We start from the raw sequence: 18,158 nt of genomic DNA on the forward strand, positions 1-18,158 counted from the left end.
GCCCGGAGAGCCGCGCTGCTCGGCGGGCGGATCGTACCGTAGCGGCCACCGTCGGCCGGCGGTCCGGCCCGTCCTGAACGGGCTGCCGCCCGCCGCCCGTATCCCGCCGCACCCTGGACCTCCATGCCGACGAACGACGAGCCCGCCCGCACCCCCCGGCGCCCCCTGGGGCGCGGTCCGGGGAGCCGGCCTGCGCCGGGTGCGGAGGAGCCGTCGGCGAGCGTGGTGCCGGGGGAGGCCGGCGCCCCGGTCGTACCGCCCGCCACGCCGCTCCCCGTCACCGGGACCGCGGAGTCCTCGGCGGTCACATATGGCGACGTGACGTCGGCGTACGGCGACCCGGCGACCGCGGCGGACGGGCACAGCACCGCGTCCGCGGACGCCGGCGGCCCCGCTGCTGCCAGAGAACCTGCGGCGCCCGTAGAGCACGCAGAGCCCGTAGAGCCCACAGAGGCCGTGGAACCCGCGGAGCTGGAGCTGCCGGATCCCGCTGGGCCCGTGGAACCCGCTGACCCCGCGGGCGACGGGCGGTTCACCATTCGGCTCGCCAACTTCGAGGGACCGTTCGATCTTCTTCTGCAGCTCATCTCCAAGCACAAGCTCGATGTGACCGAAGTCGCTCTCTCCAAGGTCACGGATGAGTTCATGGGCCACATCCGGGCCATGGGGCCGGACTGGGATCTCGACCAGACCACCGAGTTCCTCGTCGTCGCCGCGACCCTGCTCGATCTCAAGGCGGCCCGGCTGCTGCCCGCCGCCGAGGTCGAGGACCAGGCGGATCTTGCGCTGCTCGAAGCGCGCGACCTGCTCTTCGCGCGGCTCCTGCAGTACCGCGCGTACAAGCGCATCGCGGAGATCTTCAGCGCCCGGCTGGAGTCGGAGGGACGGCGTTTTCCACGGACCGTCGGGCTGGAGCCGCACCATGCCGAGCTGCTGCCCGAGGTGGTCATCAGCATCGGCGCCGAGGGGTTCGCCGGGCTCGCCGTGAAGGCGATGCAGCCCAAGCCCAAGCCGCAGGTGTACGTCGATCACATCCACGCCCCGCTGGTCAGCGTGCGGGAGCAGGCCGAGATCGTGGTGGCGCGGCTGCGGGAGACGGGGGAGATCAGTTTCCGGCAGCTCACCGAGGACGCCGCGGACACCCTCACCGTCGTCGCCCGGTTCCTCGCGCTGCTGGAGCTCTACCGGGAGAAGGCCGTCACCCTCGACCAGGAGGAGGCGCTCGGCGAGCTCATGGTCCGCTGGGCCGGGGGAGCGGATGCCGCACCGAGGGTGACGGACGAGTTCGACCAGGACGTACAGCAGGACGCACAGGAGGACGCAGAGGCATGAGTGAGCGCAGCGAGCAGGACGGCATCGGCGCCACCGTCGCGGATCTTGAGCTCAAGCCCGCCCTGGAGGCGGTCCTGATGGTCGTCGACGAGCCCGCCACCGAGGAACACCTGGCCAAGGTGTTGCAGCGGCCCCGGCGGGCCGTCGCCGATGCGCTGCGGGAACTGGCCGACGAGTACACCGTGCAGCGCCGCGGTTTCGATCTCCGGCTGGTCGCGGGCGGCTGGCGCTTCTACACGCGCCCGGAGTACGCGGAGGCCGTCGAGGGCTTCGTGCTGGACGGCCAGCAGGCCCGGCTGACCCAGGCGGCTCTGGAGACCCTGGCAGTGGTCGCGTACCGGCAGCCGGTCAGCCGCTCACGCGTCTCCGCGGTGCGCGGTGTGAACTGTGACGGCGTGATGCGGACCCTCCTGCAGAGGGGCCTGGTCGAGGAAGCGGGCGCGGAACCCGAAACAGGTGCGATCCTGTACAGGACGACGAACTACTTTCTGGAGCGGATGGGCCTGCGCGGCCTGGATGAGCTCCCGGAGCTCGCGCCCTTCCTCCCCGAGGCGGACGCGATCGAGGCTGAGACGCTAGAGGGTGTGCCGTCGTTCGATCCGGACGCACCGGACACCCCGGATACTCACGCAGACGACAAGACGGAATTTTGATGCGAAGCAGTGGCAGGAACAGCGGCAGCGGCAGCGGCAAGAGCGGCGGCAACCGGAACCCCCGGGGTGGCGGCGCCGGGCGTGACGACAGGCAGGACCAGCGTCCCCGCCGGCCCCGGCCCGAGGAGCGCCGCTACGACGTGGGCGGCACGACCGGTGCCGGCGAGAAGAGCGGCGACGGCCCCCGCAAGGGTCGCGGCGCCGCGGCGCGCGGTGGCGCCAAGGGCGGGCCGAAGACCGCGCAGGGCGGCGGCAGGAGCGGCGGCCCGCGGCGTGGACCGCAGGGCGCCCCGTCCCGTCCGCGCGAGCTCGACGCCAAGATCGAGCAGCGCAACCGGGACAGGTACGCGAACAAGCCCGACATCAAGACGCCCAAGACATTCCCGGGCGCCGAGCAGGAGGGTGAGCGCCTGCAGAAGGTCCTCGCCCGCGCCGGCATGGGCTCGCGCCGCGCGTGCGAGGAGCTGATCGAGCAGTCCCGTGTCGAGGTCAACGGGCAGATCGTCGTCGAGCAGGGCATGCGCGTCGATGTGCACAAGGACGAGATCAAGGTCGACGGTCTGACCGTCGCCGCCCAGTCGTATCTCTTCTTCGCGCTGAACAAGCCCGCCGGTGTCGTCTCCTCGATGGAGGACCCGGACGGCCGCCAGTGCCTCGGCGACTACGTCACCAACCGTGAGACGCGTCTCTTCCACGTCGGCCGGCTGGACACCGAGACCGAGGGCATCATCCTGCTCACCAACCACGGCGAGCTGGCCCACCGTCTCACCCACCCCAAGTACGGCGTGAAGAAGACCTACCTGGCCGCCATCCAGGGACCGCTCCCGCGTGAGCTGGGCAAGCGCCTCAAGGACGGCATCCAGCTGGAGGACGGGTACGCCCGCGCCGACCACTTCCGGGTCGTCGAGAACACCGGCAAGAACTACCTGGTCGAGGTGACCCTCCACGAGGGCCGCAAGCACATCGTCCGCCGGATGCTGGCCGAGGCGGGTTTCCCGGTCGAGCGGCTCGTACGGACGTCCTTCGGGCCGATCCCGCTGGGCGACCAGAAGTCCGGCTGGCTCCGCCGCCTCACCAACACCGAGGTGGGCATGCTGATGCGGGAGGTCGGTCTCTAGGGACCCCTTCGCCCGCGGCTCCGTCCGCTCTCCGGCCCGCGGCCGGTTCCTGGCTTCGATTTTCGAACAGGAATCGGCCGCGGGCCTTTTGCTGCCGTCGTTGCGCCTTTATAGTCAGAGTGACTATTAAGGAGGCGGGTGTGAGTCTCGCGGACATCCTCGATCCCCTGCCGCAACCCCTGGTGACGGCCTTGGACACCCCGGTCAGCTGGACCGAGGTCCTCGGCTTCGGCAGTGGAGCGCTGTGCGTCTGGCTCGTGGCCCGTCAGCTCCTCGCCAACTGGCCGATCGGCATCGCCAACAACCTCTTCTTCATCCTGCTGTTCACCCAGTCCGGTCTGTACGCCGACGTCGGCCTGCAGATCTTCTTCATCCCCCTTGCCGTGTACGGCTGGTGGACCTGGACCCACGGGGGTGGACCGGGTTCGTCCGCCCTGCCGGTGCGCAGTACCACGCGTACCGAATGGGCCTGGCTGTGCGCGGCAGGGGTGGCGGGGACCCTCGCCCTGACCATCCTGCTCGACCGTGCCACCGACTCGACCGTGCCGTTCTGGGACGCCCTGACGACCGCGCTGTCGCTGGCGGCGACGTACGGGCAGTGCCGGAAGCTGGTCGAGTCGTGGTGGCTGTGGATCGCCGCCGACGTGGTGTACATCCCGCCGTACGCGTACAAGGAGCTCTATCTGACCTCCCTGCTGTACGTCGGGTTCCTGACGCTGTGTCTGGTCGGGCTGCGCAACTGGAAACTCGATCTCACCGTGCGGCAGCGGGAGTTGGCGGAGGTGGCCCGATGAAGCGGTTCACGCACGGGCTCGTGCTCGGCAAGTTCTATCCGCCGCACGCCGGCCATCACCACCTCGTCCGCACCGCCCAGGACCGCTGCGAGCGGCTGACCGTCCTGGTCTGCGCCGCCTCCGTCGAGTCCGTCCCGCTCGCCGATCGCGTCGCCTGGATGCGGGAGGTGCATCCGGACGTACGGGTCGTCGGCGCCGTCGACGACACCCGGATGGATCTCCACGACCCGGCGATCTGGGACGCCCACATGGCTGTCGTCACCGAGGCCGTCCCGGAACCGGTCGACGCCGTCTTCACCTCGGAGTCGTACGGGGACGAACTGGCCCGCCGCTTCGGTGTCGAATCCGTCTGCGTCGACCCCGACCGCACGGTCTTTCCGGTCTCCGGCACCGCCGTCCGGAAGGACCCGGTGGGCTGCTGGGACTTCCTCGAACCGCCCGTACGGGCCGCGCTCACCCGCCGGATCGTCGTCCTCGGCGCCGAGTCCACCGGAACCACCACGATGGCCCGCGCCCTCGCCGACCACTACCGGCGTCGCGGCGGCGTCTGGGCACAGACCCGGTACGTCGCCGAGTACGGGCGGGAGTTCAGCGAACAGAAGCTGGCCGCACTGCGCGCCCGGTGGCCCCGGGCGCAGTGGGAGGACGTCGCCTTCACCACCGACGACTTCCCGCTGATCGCCGAGGCGCAGAATGCCAAGGAGGAGACCGCCGCCCGGACCGGGTCCCCGGTGCTCATCTGTGACACCGACTCCTTCGCCACCACCGTCTGGCACGAGCGGTACGTCGGCGGCCGCAACCCGCTCGTCGAGGAGACCGCCGACCGGGTCGGCCACCACCTGTGGCTGCTCACCGACCACGACGGCCTCGCCTTCGAGGACGACGGGCTGCGCGACGGCGAGGAGCTTCGGCCCTGGATGACCGACCGGTTCCGGGCCGAACTCACCCGCACCGGAAGGACGTTCGTCGAGCTGACCGGGACGCATGAGAAGCGCCTGGAGACCGCGCTCACCGCCGTCGACGCCCTGCTCGCCGCAGGCTGGAACTTTGCCGCACCCCTCCCGGAGCGACGATGAGCACCGCCCCGGAGGGCTACGACCCGCATGCCTTCGAGCCGTTCGCCGTCACCGTCGACCTCGCGGTCTTCACGGTCCGCGGCGGACGGCTGCACGTCCTGCTCGTCGAACGCGGCGAGGACCCGTACAAGGGCCACTGGGCCCTGCCCGGCGGCTTCGTCCTGCCCCGTGAGTCCGCCGAGTCCGCCGCCCGCCGGGAGCTCGCGGAGGAGACCGGGCTGACCGAGTCCACCGTCTCCGCCCTCCACCTGGAACAGCTGCGCACCTACAGCGATCCGGACCGCGACCCCAGGATGCGGGTCGTCTCCGTCGCGTACGCCGCGCTCGTCCCCGACCTGCCGGAGCCGCGCGGCGGCGGGGACGCGGCCAACGCCCGCTGGTGGGAAGCCGGAGCACTCGGCGCGCTCGCCTTCGACCACGACCGCATCCTCGCCGACGCACACGACAGGATCGGCGCCAAACTCGAATACACGTGTCTTGCCACCGCCTTCTGCCCGGCCGAGTTCACCCTGGGCGAGCTCCAACAGGTGTACGAGACCGTCTGGGGCGTCGAGCTCGACCGACCCAACTTCCGGCGCAAGGTCCTCACCACGCCCGGCTTCGTCCAGGCCGTGGAGGGATCACCGCGCCGCACCGGCGGACGGGGGAAACCGGCCGCCCTGTACCGGGCGGGTGCCGCCACCGCCCTGCATCCTCCACTGCTGCGACCGGAAGGAAGAAGCACATGATCGTGACCAGGACCATCACCAAAGGCGCTGCCACCGGCGCGCTGACCGGGCTCGCGCTCGGTGACGCGCTGGGCTTCCCGACCGAATTCAACAACGTGCCCTCGATCCTCGCCAAGTGCGGGCCGTGGCGGCAGATGCGGCTGCCGCGTCCCGCGATCGTCTCCGACGACACCCAGATGACGCTGGCCCTCGCGCGGGGCATCCGCACCGCCATGGACCGGGGACTGCTCACCGCGCTGCGACTGACCCGGCCGGTACGCGAAGAATTCGTCGAGTGGTACCACTCACCGGACAACAACCGCGCCCCCGGCCGCACCTGCATGACCGCCTGCCGGCTGCTCGACAGCGACCGGCTCTGGCAGGAGGCCAGCCAGACCGGCTCCAAGGGCTGCGGCGCCAATATGCGGGTGGCGCCCGTCGGACTCGTACCCGGGCTGAGCGAGGAACAGCGTTCCGGCGCGGCGCAGTTGCAGGCCGCCCTCACGCACGGACATCCCACGGCGCTCGCCGCCTCCGACCTGATGGCGCGCGCGGTGTACCTGCTGGCGCAGGGCGCTGAGCCGGCGGGGCTGATCGGGCAGCTGCGCTCGTACGCCTACGAGAACAGCAGCCGTTACCTCTCGCGCTGGCTCGGCGACCTGTGGCGGTACGCGGGCGACGACTCCGGCGAGAGCTACATCCGGCGCGGCTGGGACGAGTGCCTGACCGCACTGGCCCGGGTGCAGGACGCCCTGCGCGACCCGTCACCGGAGGACGACCCGTGCGAGACGACCGGTGACGGCTGGATCGCCGAGGACGCCCTCGCCACGGCCCTGCACTGCTTCCTGCTGTTCCCCGACGAACCGGTCACCGCCCTGCGCCGGGCCGCCTGCACGCGCGGCGACTCCGACTCGATCGGCTGCCTGACCGGGGCGCTGGCCGGGGCACATCTGGGGGCCGCGGCCTGGCCCAAGGAGTGGTCGGAGCGGATCGAGTACCGCAGCGATCTGCTGTCGCTGGGGGCGCTCTGGGACTCTTGATCCATGCGCACGAAAACGATGCACCTGCACGGGGCCGGGCTGCCGGTCACGGACTTCGGCCCGGTACTGGCCGAGGAGCCCGGACCGCTGCTGTTCGCCACGGTCTCCGGGGCGCATCTGTACGGGTTTCCGTCCCGGGACTCGGATGTGGACCTGCGGGGGGTCCACCTCCTGCCGGCGGAGGATCTCGTCGGGCTGCGCGAGCCGGAGGAGACACGTTCGCGGATGTGGGACCGGGACGGGGTCGAGATGGATCTCGTCACGCACGACCTGCGGAAGTTCGTCCGGCTGATGCTGAAGCCGAACGGATATGTGCTGGAGCAGCTGCTCTCGCCGCTGGTGGTGCAGACGAGCGAGCTGCACGCGGAACTGGTCGAGCTGGCACCTCGGGTGGTGACACGCAACCATGCCCACCACTATCGGGGGTTCGCCAGGACGCAGTGGCGGCTGTACGAGAGGACCCATGAACTGAAGCCGTTGCTCTACACGTTCCGGGCGCTGCTGACCGGTATCCATCTGATGCGCAGCGGCGAGGTTCGGGCGCACCTGCCGACCCTGCTGGGGGTGGTGGCAGCGCCGGGGTATCTGCCGGGGCTGATCGCGGCCAAGGCGGAGGCTGAGCACGGGGGCGCCGAGGGTGTGGACGGCGCGGTGGTGTCCCGGGACGTGGAGGCGTTGCACCGGGCGCTCGACGAGGCGCAGGAGGAGTCCGGGCTGCCGGAGGTGGCCGGGCGTGCGGGGTTCGACGGGCTGCATGAGCTCGTGGTGCGTGCGCGGTTGACCGGGGGCGGGGCTCTGTCCTCGCTCTCGCCATTGCCTGAAGGGCATGGGGCCCCTCGACGGGCGTGAGGGGGGCTCGTTCGCGAGGTGCTGGTCTTCCGGGGGTCGACCTCGACGGGGGGCTGCGCGTGGTGGTCCGGTGTCCCTCCGGGCGTCTCCTCGCGCGACGAACGTTCGGCGCGACGCAGGGGAGCCCGGGGTTTTCGGCCATCGCCCTGGGGACTGCCCTGAGCGGACCCGGACCGGCCGTCACGCGGCAGCAGACTGGTGGTGGTTGCGGGCGGGCCCGTTCAGCCGGTGCCGGGTGACAGCGCCGACGTTCGGCGGGTTCGGATCAGGAAGTCCTCCACCCGGGCCCGGTCCGGCTCCGGTGGGAGCGGGGAGCCCGCTGCCGCCTCGTCGTTCTCCTCGGCCAGGCGGGTCATGCGGCGTTCGACCTCCGGCCAGGGAACTTCGCCGCGCTTCACCGCGAGCAGTTCCTCCCTGGCCGCGCCCACGTCGACCGTCAGCTCTCCCGTACGCAGCAGATCCCGGCCGCTCGCCAGCAGCCGCAGCAGATGCATGGCGTGCTTCCAACGCGGCGCACCGTGCTGACGGACATTCGCTTCCAGCTTCCTGCGCTGGCCCAGCGCGTAGCGGACGAAGGTCCGGTGGGCGAGACGGGACAGGAACGCGTCGCGCAGCGAGAGGAGTTCGCGGCCGATGGGGTCGACCCGTTCCACCAGGGGGGAGTGCAGGCACTCCAGGACATTGGGGTTCGCGATCAGCGCGAGTTCGCAGAAGCGTTCCAGTTCCCAGGAGAACTGCTCCTCCGCCGGGCCCTCGACGTGGGTCGGCGGTTTCTCGAACCGCCAGAAGAGCGGGGTCGGCGCCAGAAAGACACCGCGCCGGTCGGTGTCGCTGCCGTCCGTGGCGAGCCCGAACGCGCGTGAGCCCATCACACAGGAGTAGATCGTGTGGTCGCGTACCAGGGCCTCGGCGTCCGGGGTGGTCATGCAGGTGAGCGTACGTGAGGGTCATTGCGTTACGGGCAGGGAGCCGGAGGCGACGGCCGTCCTGCTCCGTACACGCCGAGGCCGCGTCGCTCGCGGGCACCCGCAGACTGCCCTGGGGTGACCGTCCCGGCGGGGGCTTCGGCTCCCGCCGGGACGGCCGGTGTCATACGAGCCGGATGGTGTCACCGGTGACGGTGATCCGTTCGGTGGGCAGCGGGCCCGGCGCGGGACCGGCCACGACCGCCGCGTCCGTGATGCGGTACTTGCTGCCGTGGCAGGGACAGTTGATGGTGCCGTCACTGACCGAGTCGACGGTGCACCCCGCATGGGCGCAGATGGCGGAGAAGCCCTTGAACTCGCCCTCCTTGGGCTGGGTCACCACGACCTTCTGCTCCGTGAAGATCGTGCCGCCGCCGATGGGGATGTCCGAGGTCTTGGCGAGAACCGTGCCGCTCGCGGTGGAACCTTTCGGCGCCGTGGTGCTTGCCGTGGTACTCGGGGTGGCGCCCGGTGAGGTCTTCGGTGCGGATGCCGTGCTGCCTCCGTCTCCGGACGAGCCGCAAGCGGTCACCAGCCCGGCGGCGCCCGCCGCGGCTGCCGTGAGGACCGTCCTTCGTCGTGCATCCATGGCTTGCTCCCTGTGTGGTGAGGCCGCGACCGGGTGAGCCGTCTGCTCCCGGCATGGGCATCGTGACTCCGCGGACGCCGAGGGCCTAGCAACCTGGCGGCAGACTCGCCCGAGTGGCAGAAGCACCGGTTCTGGCCGACATTGTCGATATTCCAGCCCTCTTCCGGAGGGCAGAACCATGGCAGGAAACGACCTCGGCAGCCTGCTGGGCAGCTTGCTGGGCGGCGGGAGCCGGAGCGGGGGTGCCGGCGGGCGCCGGGAACGTCGTCGGAGCGCTGCTGGGCGCGCTGGGCGATGACAAGGGCGGCGCGGGACTGTTCACCGGCGTCCTCGCCGACTGGGTGCACGGCCGGATCGATGCCTGTCCGGCGCAGCTGGCCGGTCGGGTCCGGCGGACGCTGCTCGCCGTGCACGCCACCACCGCGTCCCGATGACCGCTGTGTCTCACGGACAGAGCACCTCGGTCGTCGGGCGCCTCGCCCCTCTAGGCTGAAAACGCGCAGGTTGGCGCCGAGCAGGCGCGACAACCATGCAGCGGCACGAAGAACAAGGGCACGAAGAAGTGAGGAGCCAGACGTGGCGGTACGAGCGGTCCGTGGAGCTGTCCAGCTGGACCGGGACGAGGCCGGACACATGGACGAGCGGGTCAGCGGCCTGCTCACCGCCATCCTGGAGCGCAACAGCCTCGTTGCGGACGACCTGATCAGCATCTGGTTCACGGCCACCCCCGATCTGCACAGCGACTTCCCGGCCGCCGCCGCACGCGGCATCGGCATCGTCGACGTACCGCTGATCTGCGCCCAGGAGCTGGACATCGAAGGGGCGATGCCCCGCGTGGTGCGCATCCTCGCCCATGTCGAGACATACCTCGCCAAGTCCGAGATCGCGCACGTCTACCTCGGGGCCACCGCCTCCCTCCGCAAGGACATCGCCCAGTGAGAACCGCCGTCGTCATCGGAACCGGCCTGGTCGGCACCTCCGCAGCCCTCGCCCTCGCCGGGCGCGGCGTCCACGTCCACCTCGTCGACCACGACCCGGCGTCCGCCCGCACCGCGTCCGCGCTCGGCGCCGGTACGGACGAGGCGCCCGAGGGCCGCGTCGACCTGGCGGTCATCGCCGTACCGCCCGCCCATGTGGCCTCGGTGCTCGCCACCGCCATGCGGGACGACGTCGCCCGCGGCTACCTCGACGTCGCCAGCGTCAAGGGCGGCCCCCGCCGCGAGCTGGAAGCCCTGGGCGTCGACCTCACGCCGTACATCGGTACGCACCCGATGGCCGGCAAGGAGCGTTCGGGCCCCCTCGCCGCCACCGCCGACCTCTTCGAGGGGCGTCCCTGGGTCCTGACCCCGACCCGCGACACCGACACCGAGGTCCTCAACCTCGCCCTGGAGCTGGTCGCGCTCTGCCGCGCCGTTCCGGTCGTCATGGACGCCGACGCCCACGACCGGGCCGTCGCCCTGGTCTCCCACACCCCGCAGCTGATCTCGTCGATGGTCGCCGCCCGCCTGGAGGAGGCCGACGAGACGGCCGTACGCCTCTGCGGCCAGGGCATCAGGGACGTCACCCGGATCGCCGCCTCCGACCCCCGGATGTGGGTGGAGATCCTCTCCGCCAACCCCGGCCCGGTCGCCGATGTGCTCGCCGGGGTCGCCGCCGATCTCGACGAGACGGTACGGGCGCTGCGCAGCCTCCAGACCGGCGACGAAGACAAGCGCCGCGAGGGCACCGACTCCATCGAGGACGTGCTGCGGCGCGGCAACGCGGGCCGCGTCAGGGTGCCTGGGAAGCACGGGGCGGCCCCGGCGTCGTACGAGATCGTGGCCGTGCTCATCAGCGACCGGCCGGGCGAGCTGGCCGGGATCTTCGCGGACGCGGGCCGGGCCGGGATCAACGTCGAGGACGTCCGCATCGAGCACGCCACCGGGCAGCAGGCGGGTCTGGTGCAGTTGATGGTCGAGCCGAGCGCGGCCCCCGCACTGGCCACGGCGCTGCGCGAGCGGGGCTGGTCGATCCGCCAGTAGGAGGCGTCCCGCGCATCACGGCCGGACGCCCCCGGGCCCGCGGTGGCCAGGTCCGGGGGCACTTGTCCACAGGGTGCAAAGGCCCGTCCAGACACTCGGTAACCTTGAGCGGGGCGGGTTCGCGCGTCCCCGTCCCGCCCACCCCGAGTACCAGGAAGGTGTCCACCACCGTGGAAACCGTAAGCGCCGCCGCCCGGACGGCCCCGGCCGCAGTGATCGTTGCCATAGACGGCCCGTCCGGCACGGGTAAGTCGAGCACGTCGAAGGCCGTCGCCGCCCAGCTCGGCCTGAGCTACCTGGACACCGGCGCCCAGTACCGGGCGATCACCTGGTGGATGCTGAACAACGGCATCGACGTGCAGAACGCCGGGGAGGTCGCGACCGCCGCGGACAAGCCGGTCATCGTCTCGGGCACGGACCCGGCCGCCCCGACGATCACGGTCGACGGCGAGGACGCCGCGGGCCCGATCCGTACGCCGGAGGTCACCTCCAAGGTCAGCGCCGTCAGCGCGGTCCCCGAGGTGCGGGCCCGGATCACCGAGCTGCAGCGGTCCATCGCCGCGGGCGCCGAGGTCGGCATCGTCGTCGAGGGCCGTGACATCGGCACGACCGTGCTGCCCGACGCCGACCTCAAGATCTTCCTGACCGCCTCCCCGGAGGCCCGCGCGGCCCGCCGCAGCGGAGAGCTCAAGGGCTCCGATCTCGCCACCACCAAGGAGGCGCTGATCAAGCGGGACACCGCGGACTCCAGCCGGAAGACCTCGCCACTCGCCAAGGCGGGCGACGCGGTCGAGGTGGACACCACCGAGCTGACCCTGCAGCAGGTCATCGAGTGCGTCGTCACCCTCGTCGAGGAGAAGCGGGCCGCGAAGTGACCCCTGCCACGGGCACGCCCACGCTGCGTGGAGCGGCGGTCGGGCGCGGGATCGGCATCGGGCTGATGTACGGGCTGTGGAAGCCCCGCGTCCTCGGTGCGTGGCGGGTACCCGCCTCCGGACCCGTCATACTCGCGGTGAACCACTCCCACAACATCGACGGGCCGATGCTGATGGGCACTGCGCCCCGGCCCGTGCACTTCCTGATCAAGAAAGAGGCGTTCGTCGGCCCCCTCGACCCGTTCCTGCGCGGAATCGGTCAGCTGAAGGTGGACCGTACGAGCGCCGACCGCACCGCCATCACCCATGCCCTCGGCGTGCTGCAGAACGGCGGGGTGCTGGGGATCTTTCCCGAGGGCACCAGGGGTGAAGGAGACTTCGCCTCGCTGCGGGCCGGACTCGCGTACTTCGCGGTACGCAGCGGGGCGCCGATCGTCCCCGTGGCCGTCCTGGGAAGCAACGGGCGCCGCGGGCGGTTGATATCGGCACTGCCGCCGTTGCGCAGCCGGGTCGATGTCGTCTTCGGCGACGCCTTCGAAGCACAAGAAGGTGCGCGAAGCTCGGCCAAGGGTGGCGGTGGGCGACGGGTGGGCGGGAGTGGCCTGCGTACCCGGAAGGCGCTGGACGAGGCGACGGTTCGGATCCAGGAGCGGCTGACCTCGCACCTGGACGGGGCCAGGCGCTTCACCGGGCGCTAAGTAAGACTTGAGTAGTGGGCCGCGTGATCGTGGTCCATCGATGATGATGCAAAGAGGAACGGACTTCATGAACGACCAGATTCACTCCGGCGGCTCGGACCACGAGCACGGAGCGCTTGGCGACGCCGAGTACGCGGAGTTCATGGAGCTCGCCGCGCAGGAGGGCTTCGACGTCGAGGACGTCGAGGGCGCGATCGACGAGGCCGGTCACGGACCGCTGCCCGTCCTCGCCGTCGTCGGCCGCCCCAATGTCGGCAAGTCGACCCTGGTGAACCGGATCATCGGCCGCCGCGAGGCGGTCGTGGAGGACAAGCCCGGAGTCACCCGGGACCGAGTCACCTACGAGGCCGAATGGGCCGGCCGCCGCTTCAAGGTGGTCGACACCGGCGGCTGGGAGCAGGACGTGCTGGGCATCGACGCCTCCGTCGCCGCCCAGGCCGAGTACGCGATCGAGGCGTCCGACGCGGTCGTCTTCGTCGTCGACTCGACCGTCGGCGCGACCGACACCGACGAGGCCGTCGTCAAGCTGCTGCGCCGGGCCAAGAAGCCCGTCGTCCTGTGCGCCAACAAGGTCGACGGCCAGAGCGGCGAGGCCGACGCCACCGCGCTCTGGTCGCTCGGTCTCGGTGAGCCGCACCCGGTCTCCTCGCTGCACGGCCGCGGCACCGGCGATCTGCTCGACGCCGTCCTCGAAGCACTGCCCGAGGCCCCGGCCCAGCGCTTCGGTACCGCCCTCGGCGGACCGCGCCGCATCGCCCTCATCGGCCGTCCGAACGTCGGCAAGTCCTCGCTGCTGAACAAGGTGGCGAACGAGGACCGGGTCGTCGTCAACGAAATGGCCGGCACCACCCGTGACCCGGTCGACGAACTGATCGAGCTCGGCGGCATCACCTGGAAGTTCATCGACACGGCCGGCATCCGCCGCCGTGTCCACCTCCAGGAGGGCGCGGACTACTACGCCTCGCTGCGTACCGCGGCCGCCGTCGAGAAGGCCGAGGTCGCCGTCGTCCTGATCGACGCCAGCGAGTCCATCAGCGTGCAGGACCAGCGCATCATCACCATGGCCGTGGAGGCCGGGCGCGCGATGGTGATCGCGTACAACAAGTGGGACACCCTCGACGAGGAGCGCCGCTACTACCTGGAGCGCGAGATCGAGACGGAGCTCGCGCAGGTCGCGTGGGCCCCGCGGGTCAATGTCTCGGCTGTCACCGGCCGTCACATGGAGAAGCTGGTCCCGGCGATCGAGACCGCGCTCGAAGGCTGGGAGACGCGCGTTCCCACCGGTCGGCTGAACGCCTTCCTCGGTGAGATCGTCGCCTCCCACCCGCACCCGGTCCGTGGCGGAAAGCAGCCCCGCATCCTCTTCGGCACCCAGGCCGGCACCAAGCCGCCGCGCTTCGTGCTCTTCGCCTCCGGGTTCCTGGAGCACGGTTACCGCCGCTTCGTCGAGCGCCGACTGCGCGAGGAGTTCGGCTTCGACGGCACCCCGATCCACATCTCGGTGCGGGTCCGCGAGAAGCGCGGCCGTAAGAAGTGACACCCGGCCGGCCCGCTGACTGACCGGCGGGCCGGCCGGCCGATTGTCTGTCCGTCCCGGACATGGCGAAGCCCCGCACCGTTCCTGCTGTGAGCGGTGCGGGGCTTCGTCGTACGGTCAGGCTCCTCCGGAGCCCGGTGGCAGCGCCGCCGGGGTGGTGCGCCCGGCGTGCCGGCCGACCCGCTGCCAGGAGCCGAGGTTTCCGGCGCGCGGCCCCTGACCGGAGGGGCCGGAGGCGCCGCCGGAGTGGCTCGCATGGCCGGAGTGGACGCTCAGCGGGGTGCGGGTGCCGAACAGACCCGTACCGAAGGCCATGAAGGCCAGGCCCTCCTCGCCGCTCCGATCACCTGGCAGCGCCCGGAACGACCGGCGGTACTCGGAGTACAACGCGTCGTAGATCGGGGTGTGGGACTGGCCGCCCGATGGCTCCCGCGACGGGCGCATGGCAGGGATCGGGCTCGGGCGCTGGTGGGAGGGGTCGTATGAGTGCACGTAGGTGCCAACGACCCCACCGGCCGTCGGATGCGGGCCCGGCGAAGAAATAGCTGTTCGTTGCGGGTGCGAGGAGCGTACGGACATGATCAGGTCCCGGCCAGCGGCATCGCCGCCGCGACCAGGAGACCGCCGGTCGCGGCCTTCTCCAGTGCGTCGCGCAGCAGGTCCTCGCGGGGCTGCTGGCCGATCGATCCGGCCGGGGCGGCGAAGACGAGAACGGTCTGCGATTTGTTGGCCGCGGTCCGCCAGCCCTCGGTGACCTGTAGCGGGGCGTGCGCCTGCCACCAGGCGACGGGGGCGCCGCCGGCCGTGCCCGGCTGCAGGACGGCGTGCAGCCGGCCCATGGCGAGCAGGATCGACCAGCCGTGCAGCAGGGCGGGGAGTCGGCCCATCCGGTGGACCGGCTGGAAGCCCTGCTCCAGCAGGAGCTGCAGGAAATCGTCGCCTCCGCTGCCGTCCGTACCGGGGCGGGCGATCGCGCCTGTCGGTTCGACGACCAGCGCCGGGTGGAGCTCGTCGTCGATCAGGACGAGACCGCTGGTGACGCCGAGGACGGCCTGGCCGGGCATGAGCCCCTCCGGGCCCTCCGGCTCGCTGCCGGTGATGCTGCGCACGGCGCCCTGCAGCTGCTCCTCGGAGACCTGGACGACCTGGGAGGGGATGCAGGTCGCGTGCGCGAAGGCGAGAACGGCGGTCTCGTCGCCGACGAACAGCACCGTGCTGGTGCGCTCCTGCTCGGAATCGCCAGGGGTGCGGCAGGAGGTGCAGTCGTAGCTGCCTGGGGCGTTGTCGCCGACGAGCAACCGATCGGCTTCGGCATCGCCGATCTCGGCGCGTACGTCCTCGCTGACGTCGAGCATGCGCGGCACGGGTGGCTCCTCGAACTCGGTACGTGCGCCGGGCGGTTCCCGGCTCATGAAGAGACAACGGGCAATCCGTGGCCGGGGTCACGCGCGAAAGGGAACGGAATCGAACCGTCCGGCGCAGAGGGTGAATCGGAGCCCCGAAGGGTTTACTTTCGGTCAATCGTTGCTGATTGGAAGCGCATTGGTCTGCCTGGCCCAACGGGCGATCGATTCGGCAACAGGTCGACAAATCACGAAATCTGCGAACGCGGAAGTGGCTGAAACTCGTCGATACCTTGAGTGAACCGGCGATCGGTTCTTACCGTCATGACAGGTGGAGCTCGCAGCAGATCGGTCGAACCGGGGGACACGGCAAGTCATGCACATTTCGTTTCTGCTCCACAACGCCTACGGGGTCGGGGGCACCATCCGTACGACGTTCAACCTCGCCGGGCAACTGGCCGAGCACCATGACATCGAGATCGTGTCGGTCTTCCGTCACCGCGACGCCCCCGCGCTGGGCGCCCCCGCGGGCGTACGGATGAGTCACCTCGTCGACCTGCGGAAGAAGAGCCCGACGTACGACGGCGACGCGATCGAGCACACCAGGCCCGCCGCCGTCTTCGCCCGCGGCGACAGCCGGCACCGGCAGTACAGCAGGCTCACCGACGCACGGGTGGCGGACCATCTGCGCTCCCTGGAGGCGGATGTCGTCGTCGGCACCCGCCCCGGGCTCAATGTCCAGATCACCCGGCAGGCCCGACGCGGTCCGGTCCGGATCGGGCAGGAGCACCTCACCTTTGACAGTCACAGCTACCGGCTGCGCCGTGAGATCGGTCACCGCTACACGCTGCTCGACGCGATCACGACCGTCACCGAGGCCGACGCGCACGCCTACCGGACCGGGCTGCGGCTGCCCGGCGTACGTATCGAGTCCATCCCCAACGGGGTACCCGAGCCCGCGGTCGCACCCGCCGACTGCGACAGCAAGTGGGTGATCGCAGCGGGGCGGCTGCACAAGGTCAAGCGGTACGACGTGCTGGTCCGCGCGTTCGCCGACGTGGTGGCCGTCCGCCCCGACTGGCGTCTTCGCATCTACGGCGGCGGCGACGCGACCGGCGACGAACGGCAGGCACTGCACACGCTCATCGGTCAACTGGGCCTGCACAACCATGTGTTCCTGATGGGCTCGGTCAACCCACTGGAGACCGAGTGGCCCAAGGGGGCGATCGCCGCGGTCACCTCGGACCGGGAGTCCTTCGGCATGACGATCGTCGAGGCGATGCGCTGCGGCCTGCCCGTCGTCGCCACCGACTGCCCGCACGGCCCACGCGAGATCATCGACGACGGCACCGACGGACGGCTGGTGCCGGTCGGGGACGCGGCCGCGGTCGCGGACGCCGTGCTCGGCCTGATCGAAGACGACGGAACACGGCACCGGATGGGACGGGCCGCCCGCGCCGCATCGCGACGGTTCGACCCTGCGCTGATCGCCGAACGCCACGAAGGGCTCTACACCGAACTCACCAGGCGCGGCGGGCGCCAGTACTCGCACAGCGCCCTGCGCACCGGTGTGCACCGGGCCCGCGGCGCGGTGCTGGACGGCATGTACGCGCTGCGCCACAAGGCCGGCGATGCGCTCCGTAAGGGGAGGACCGCGTGACCGTGCCCGCGCTGCGGCCGACGCCGCCCGCCGAGTCCACTGCCGGCTGCGTCGCCGACTGTATCGCCGACGCCGACGGCCGGATCACCTTCGATCTCCTCCGGGACCGCCGAGAGGGAGGGGCATCGGGGGCCGTCCTGCTCCTGCGCCTGCGCGGTACGAAGGGGAGGAGCGACCGGGCGGTCGAGGACGTGCGGCTGCCCCTGAGCCCGGACGGCGACGGGCGGCTGCGCGCCGTGCTGCCGGGCACGGCGGAGCTGGCCGAGGGCCGCTGGGACGCCTGGGTGCAGCAGCCGGGCACGGACGGCGAGACGGCTGTCGCACCGGGCATCAGGGATCTGCGGGCTCTGGTCGACCGCACGCCCGACCCCGGCGGCGCAGTCGGCGGCGTTGTGGTCCGCATCCCGTACCCGACCGCCGACGGCCGGCTCGCCGTGCGCTGCTGGGTTCGCGCGCCGCACGCGGAGGCCGGGCCGATCACCTTCGGCCCGGCCGCGATGACCGTCGACGGGACGCTGTACGGGGCGGAGCTCGGCGACGACGCGTGCGTGGAGGCGCGGCCGGCCGGCCGTCCCGAGCGGAGCTGCCGGGCGCCCGTGACCGGCAGGGACGGGAGTTTCTCCTTCAGCCTCCCGTACGACCCGCCGACCGCCGGACCGGTGACCGCGCCGCAGCTGTGGGAACTGTGGCTGCTCCCCGGCGGGCCGAGCGGGAGCGGTACCGGCAGGATCCGGATCTCGCGCATCCTCGACGACATCTGGGACCGCAAGAAGATCTTCGTCTACCCGCCCCGAGCCACCACGGGGGACATCCTCGCCGCCCCCTGCTACTCGGCCGACAACGACCTCTGTCTACGGCTGGAACCGGCCCGGCAGCACGACTGACGCGGATCGAGGACAGC

General features: G+C 71.2%; 20 protein-coding genes. 16 read left to right on the forward strand and 4 right to left on the reverse strand.

The genetic code is table 11. The annotated features are described in order from the left end of the window. The first annotated feature begins 123 nt into the window (after positions 1-123). From OH809_RS32845 to OH809_RS32880, 8 genes are all read left to right on the forward strand, one after another. Positions 124-1,332 carry a segregation/condensation protein A gene (locus OH809_RS32845; protein ID WP_406418133.1) on the forward strand — a complete coding sequence of 403 codons (1,209 nt, stop codon included), beginning with the start codon at positions 124-126 and terminating at the stop codon, positions 1,330-1,332. Next, entirely contained in the window at positions 1,329-1,985 is a 657-nt protein-coding gene (gene scpB / locus OH809_RS32850; protein ID WP_406418131.1) for an SMC-Scp complex subunit ScpB, read from the forward strand. The genes OH809_RS32845 and scpB overlap by 4 nt, the downstream gene beginning before the upstream one ends. Next, positions 1,985-3,103: a pseudouridine synthase gene (locus tag OH809_RS32855; RefSeq protein ID WP_393307294.1), complete on the forward strand. Its 1,119-nt coding sequence runs from the start codon at positions 1,985-1,987 to the stop codon at positions 3,101-3,103. The genes scpB and OH809_RS32855 overlap by 1 nt, the downstream gene beginning before the upstream one ends. 140 nt (positions 3,104-3,243) lie before the next feature. Beyond that, positions 3,244-3,897, forward strand: a complete 654-nt coding sequence (gene pnuC / locus OH809_RS32860; RefSeq protein WP_406418129.1) for a nicotinamide riboside transporter PnuC — start codon at positions 3,244-3,246, stop codon at positions 3,895-3,897. Beyond that, positions 3,894-4,973, forward strand: coding sequence for an AAA family ATPase (locus OH809_RS32865; protein ID WP_406418127.1), 1,080 nt, complete (start codon positions 3,894-3,896; stop codon positions 4,971-4,973). Before pnuC ends, OH809_RS32865 begins: the two co-directional genes overlap by 4 nt. Next, positions 4,970-5,701, forward strand: a complete 732-nt coding sequence (locus OH809_RS32870; RefSeq protein ID WP_327247151.1) for an NUDIX domain-containing protein — start codon at positions 4,970-4,972, stop codon at positions 5,699-5,701. The genes OH809_RS32865 and OH809_RS32870 overlap by 4 nt, the downstream gene beginning before the upstream one ends. Next, a complete protein-coding gene (locus OH809_RS32875) occupies positions 5,698-6,720 on the forward strand; it encodes an ADP-ribosylglycohydrolase family protein (protein ID WP_398955870.1) in 1,023 nt (340 codons plus the stop codon). Before OH809_RS32870 ends, OH809_RS32875 begins: the two co-directional genes overlap by 4 nt. Before the next feature lie 3 nt (positions 6,721-6,723). Then, on the forward strand, positions 6,724-7,569 hold the full coding sequence (locus OH809_RS32880) for a DNA polymerase beta superfamily protein (RefSeq protein ID WP_406418126.1): 846 nt from the start codon (positions 6,724-6,726) through the stop codon (positions 7,567-7,569). A 221-nt stretch (positions 7,570-7,790) separates the two neighbouring features. Here the strand turns inward: OH809_RS32880 and OH809_RS32885 are convergent, their stop codons facing one another. Continuing rightward, complete coding sequence (locus tag OH809_RS32885; RefSeq protein ID WP_406418124.1) at positions 7,791-8,495, reverse strand: DNA polymerase beta superfamily protein; 705 nt, start codon at positions 8,493-8,495, stop codon at positions 7,791-7,793. A 163-nt stretch (positions 8,496-8,658) separates the two neighbouring features. After that, entirely contained in the window at positions 8,659-9,123 is a 465-nt protein-coding gene (locus tag OH809_RS32890) for a Rieske (2Fe-2S) protein (protein ID WP_406418122.1), read from the reverse strand. Positions 9,124-9,365: 242 nt separating this feature from the next. On the opposite strand from OH809_RS32890, the gene OH809_RS32895 reads away from it, so the two are divergent. From OH809_RS32895 to der, 6 genes are all read left to right on the forward strand, one after another. After that, positions 9,366-9,557, forward strand: coding sequence for a hypothetical protein (locus tag OH809_RS32895; RefSeq protein ID WP_406418121.1), 192 nt, complete (start codon positions 9,366-9,368; stop codon positions 9,555-9,557). Positions 9,558-9,699: 142 nt separating this feature from the next. Next, the gene (aroH, locus tag OH809_RS32900) at positions 9,700-10,062 is read left to right on the forward strand and encodes a chorismate mutase (RefSeq protein WP_406418119.1); all 363 of its coding nucleotides are present in this window, start codon (positions 9,700-9,702) and stop codon (positions 10,060-10,062) included. Beyond that, complete coding sequence (locus tag OH809_RS32905; protein WP_406418117.1) at positions 10,059-11,144, forward strand: prephenate dehydrogenase; 1,086 nt, start codon at positions 10,059-10,061, stop codon at positions 11,142-11,144. The genes aroH and OH809_RS32905 overlap by 4 nt, the downstream gene beginning before the upstream one ends. A gap of 158 nt (positions 11,145-11,302) precedes the next feature. Beyond that, on the forward strand, positions 11,303-12,019 hold the full coding sequence (cmk, locus tag OH809_RS32910) for a (d)CMP kinase (protein WP_406418116.1): 717 nt from the start codon (positions 11,303-11,305) through the stop codon (positions 12,017-12,019). Beyond that, a complete protein-coding gene (locus tag OH809_RS32915; RefSeq protein WP_406418114.1) occupies positions 12,016-12,717 on the forward strand; it encodes a lysophospholipid acyltransferase family protein in 702 nt (233 codons plus the stop codon). Before cmk ends, OH809_RS32915 begins: the two co-directional genes overlap by 4 nt. A 67-nt stretch (positions 12,718-12,784) precedes the next feature. Then, the gene (der, locus tag OH809_RS32920; protein WP_358858151.1) at positions 12,785-14,254 is read left to right on the forward strand and encodes a ribosome biogenesis GTPase Der; all 1,470 of its coding nucleotides are present in this window, start codon (positions 12,785-12,787) and stop codon (positions 14,252-14,254) included. Positions 14,255-14,371: 117 nt separating this feature from the next. On the opposite strand, the gene OH809_RS32925 is transcribed toward der, so the two are convergent. Next, positions 14,372-14,698 (reverse strand): hypothetical protein, encoded by a 327-nt coding sequence (locus tag OH809_RS32925; protein WP_406418112.1) that lies wholly within the window; start codon positions 14,696-14,698, stop codon positions 14,372-14,374. 137 nt (positions 14,699-14,835) lie between these two features. Beyond that, positions 14,836-15,618 carry a hypothetical protein gene (locus OH809_RS32930; protein WP_406418110.1) on the reverse strand — a complete coding sequence of 261 codons (783 nt, stop codon included), beginning with the start codon at positions 15,616-15,618 and terminating at the stop codon, positions 14,836-14,838. A 355-nt stretch (positions 15,619-15,973) separates the two neighbouring features. Here OH809_RS32930 and OH809_RS32935 point away from each other — a divergent pair, with 355 nt between their 5' ends. Both OH809_RS32935 and OH809_RS32940 read left to right on the forward strand, forming a co-directional pair. Then, complete coding sequence (locus OH809_RS32935) at positions 15,974-17,257, forward strand: glycosyltransferase (RefSeq protein WP_406418108.1); 1,284 nt, start codon at positions 15,974-15,976, stop codon at positions 17,255-17,257. Further along, positions 17,254-18,141, forward strand: a complete 888-nt coding sequence (locus OH809_RS32940) for a transferase (RefSeq protein WP_406418107.1) — start codon at positions 17,254-17,256, stop codon at positions 18,139-18,141. The genes OH809_RS32935 and OH809_RS32940 overlap by 4 nt, the downstream gene beginning before the upstream one ends. Positions 18,142-18,158: the final 17 nt, after the last annotated feature.

It is taken from the genome of Streptomyces sp. NBC_00873, assembly GCF_045207415.1.
Classification (GTDB): Bacteria; Actinomycetota; Actinomycetes; order Streptomycetales; family Streptomycetaceae; genus Streptomyces.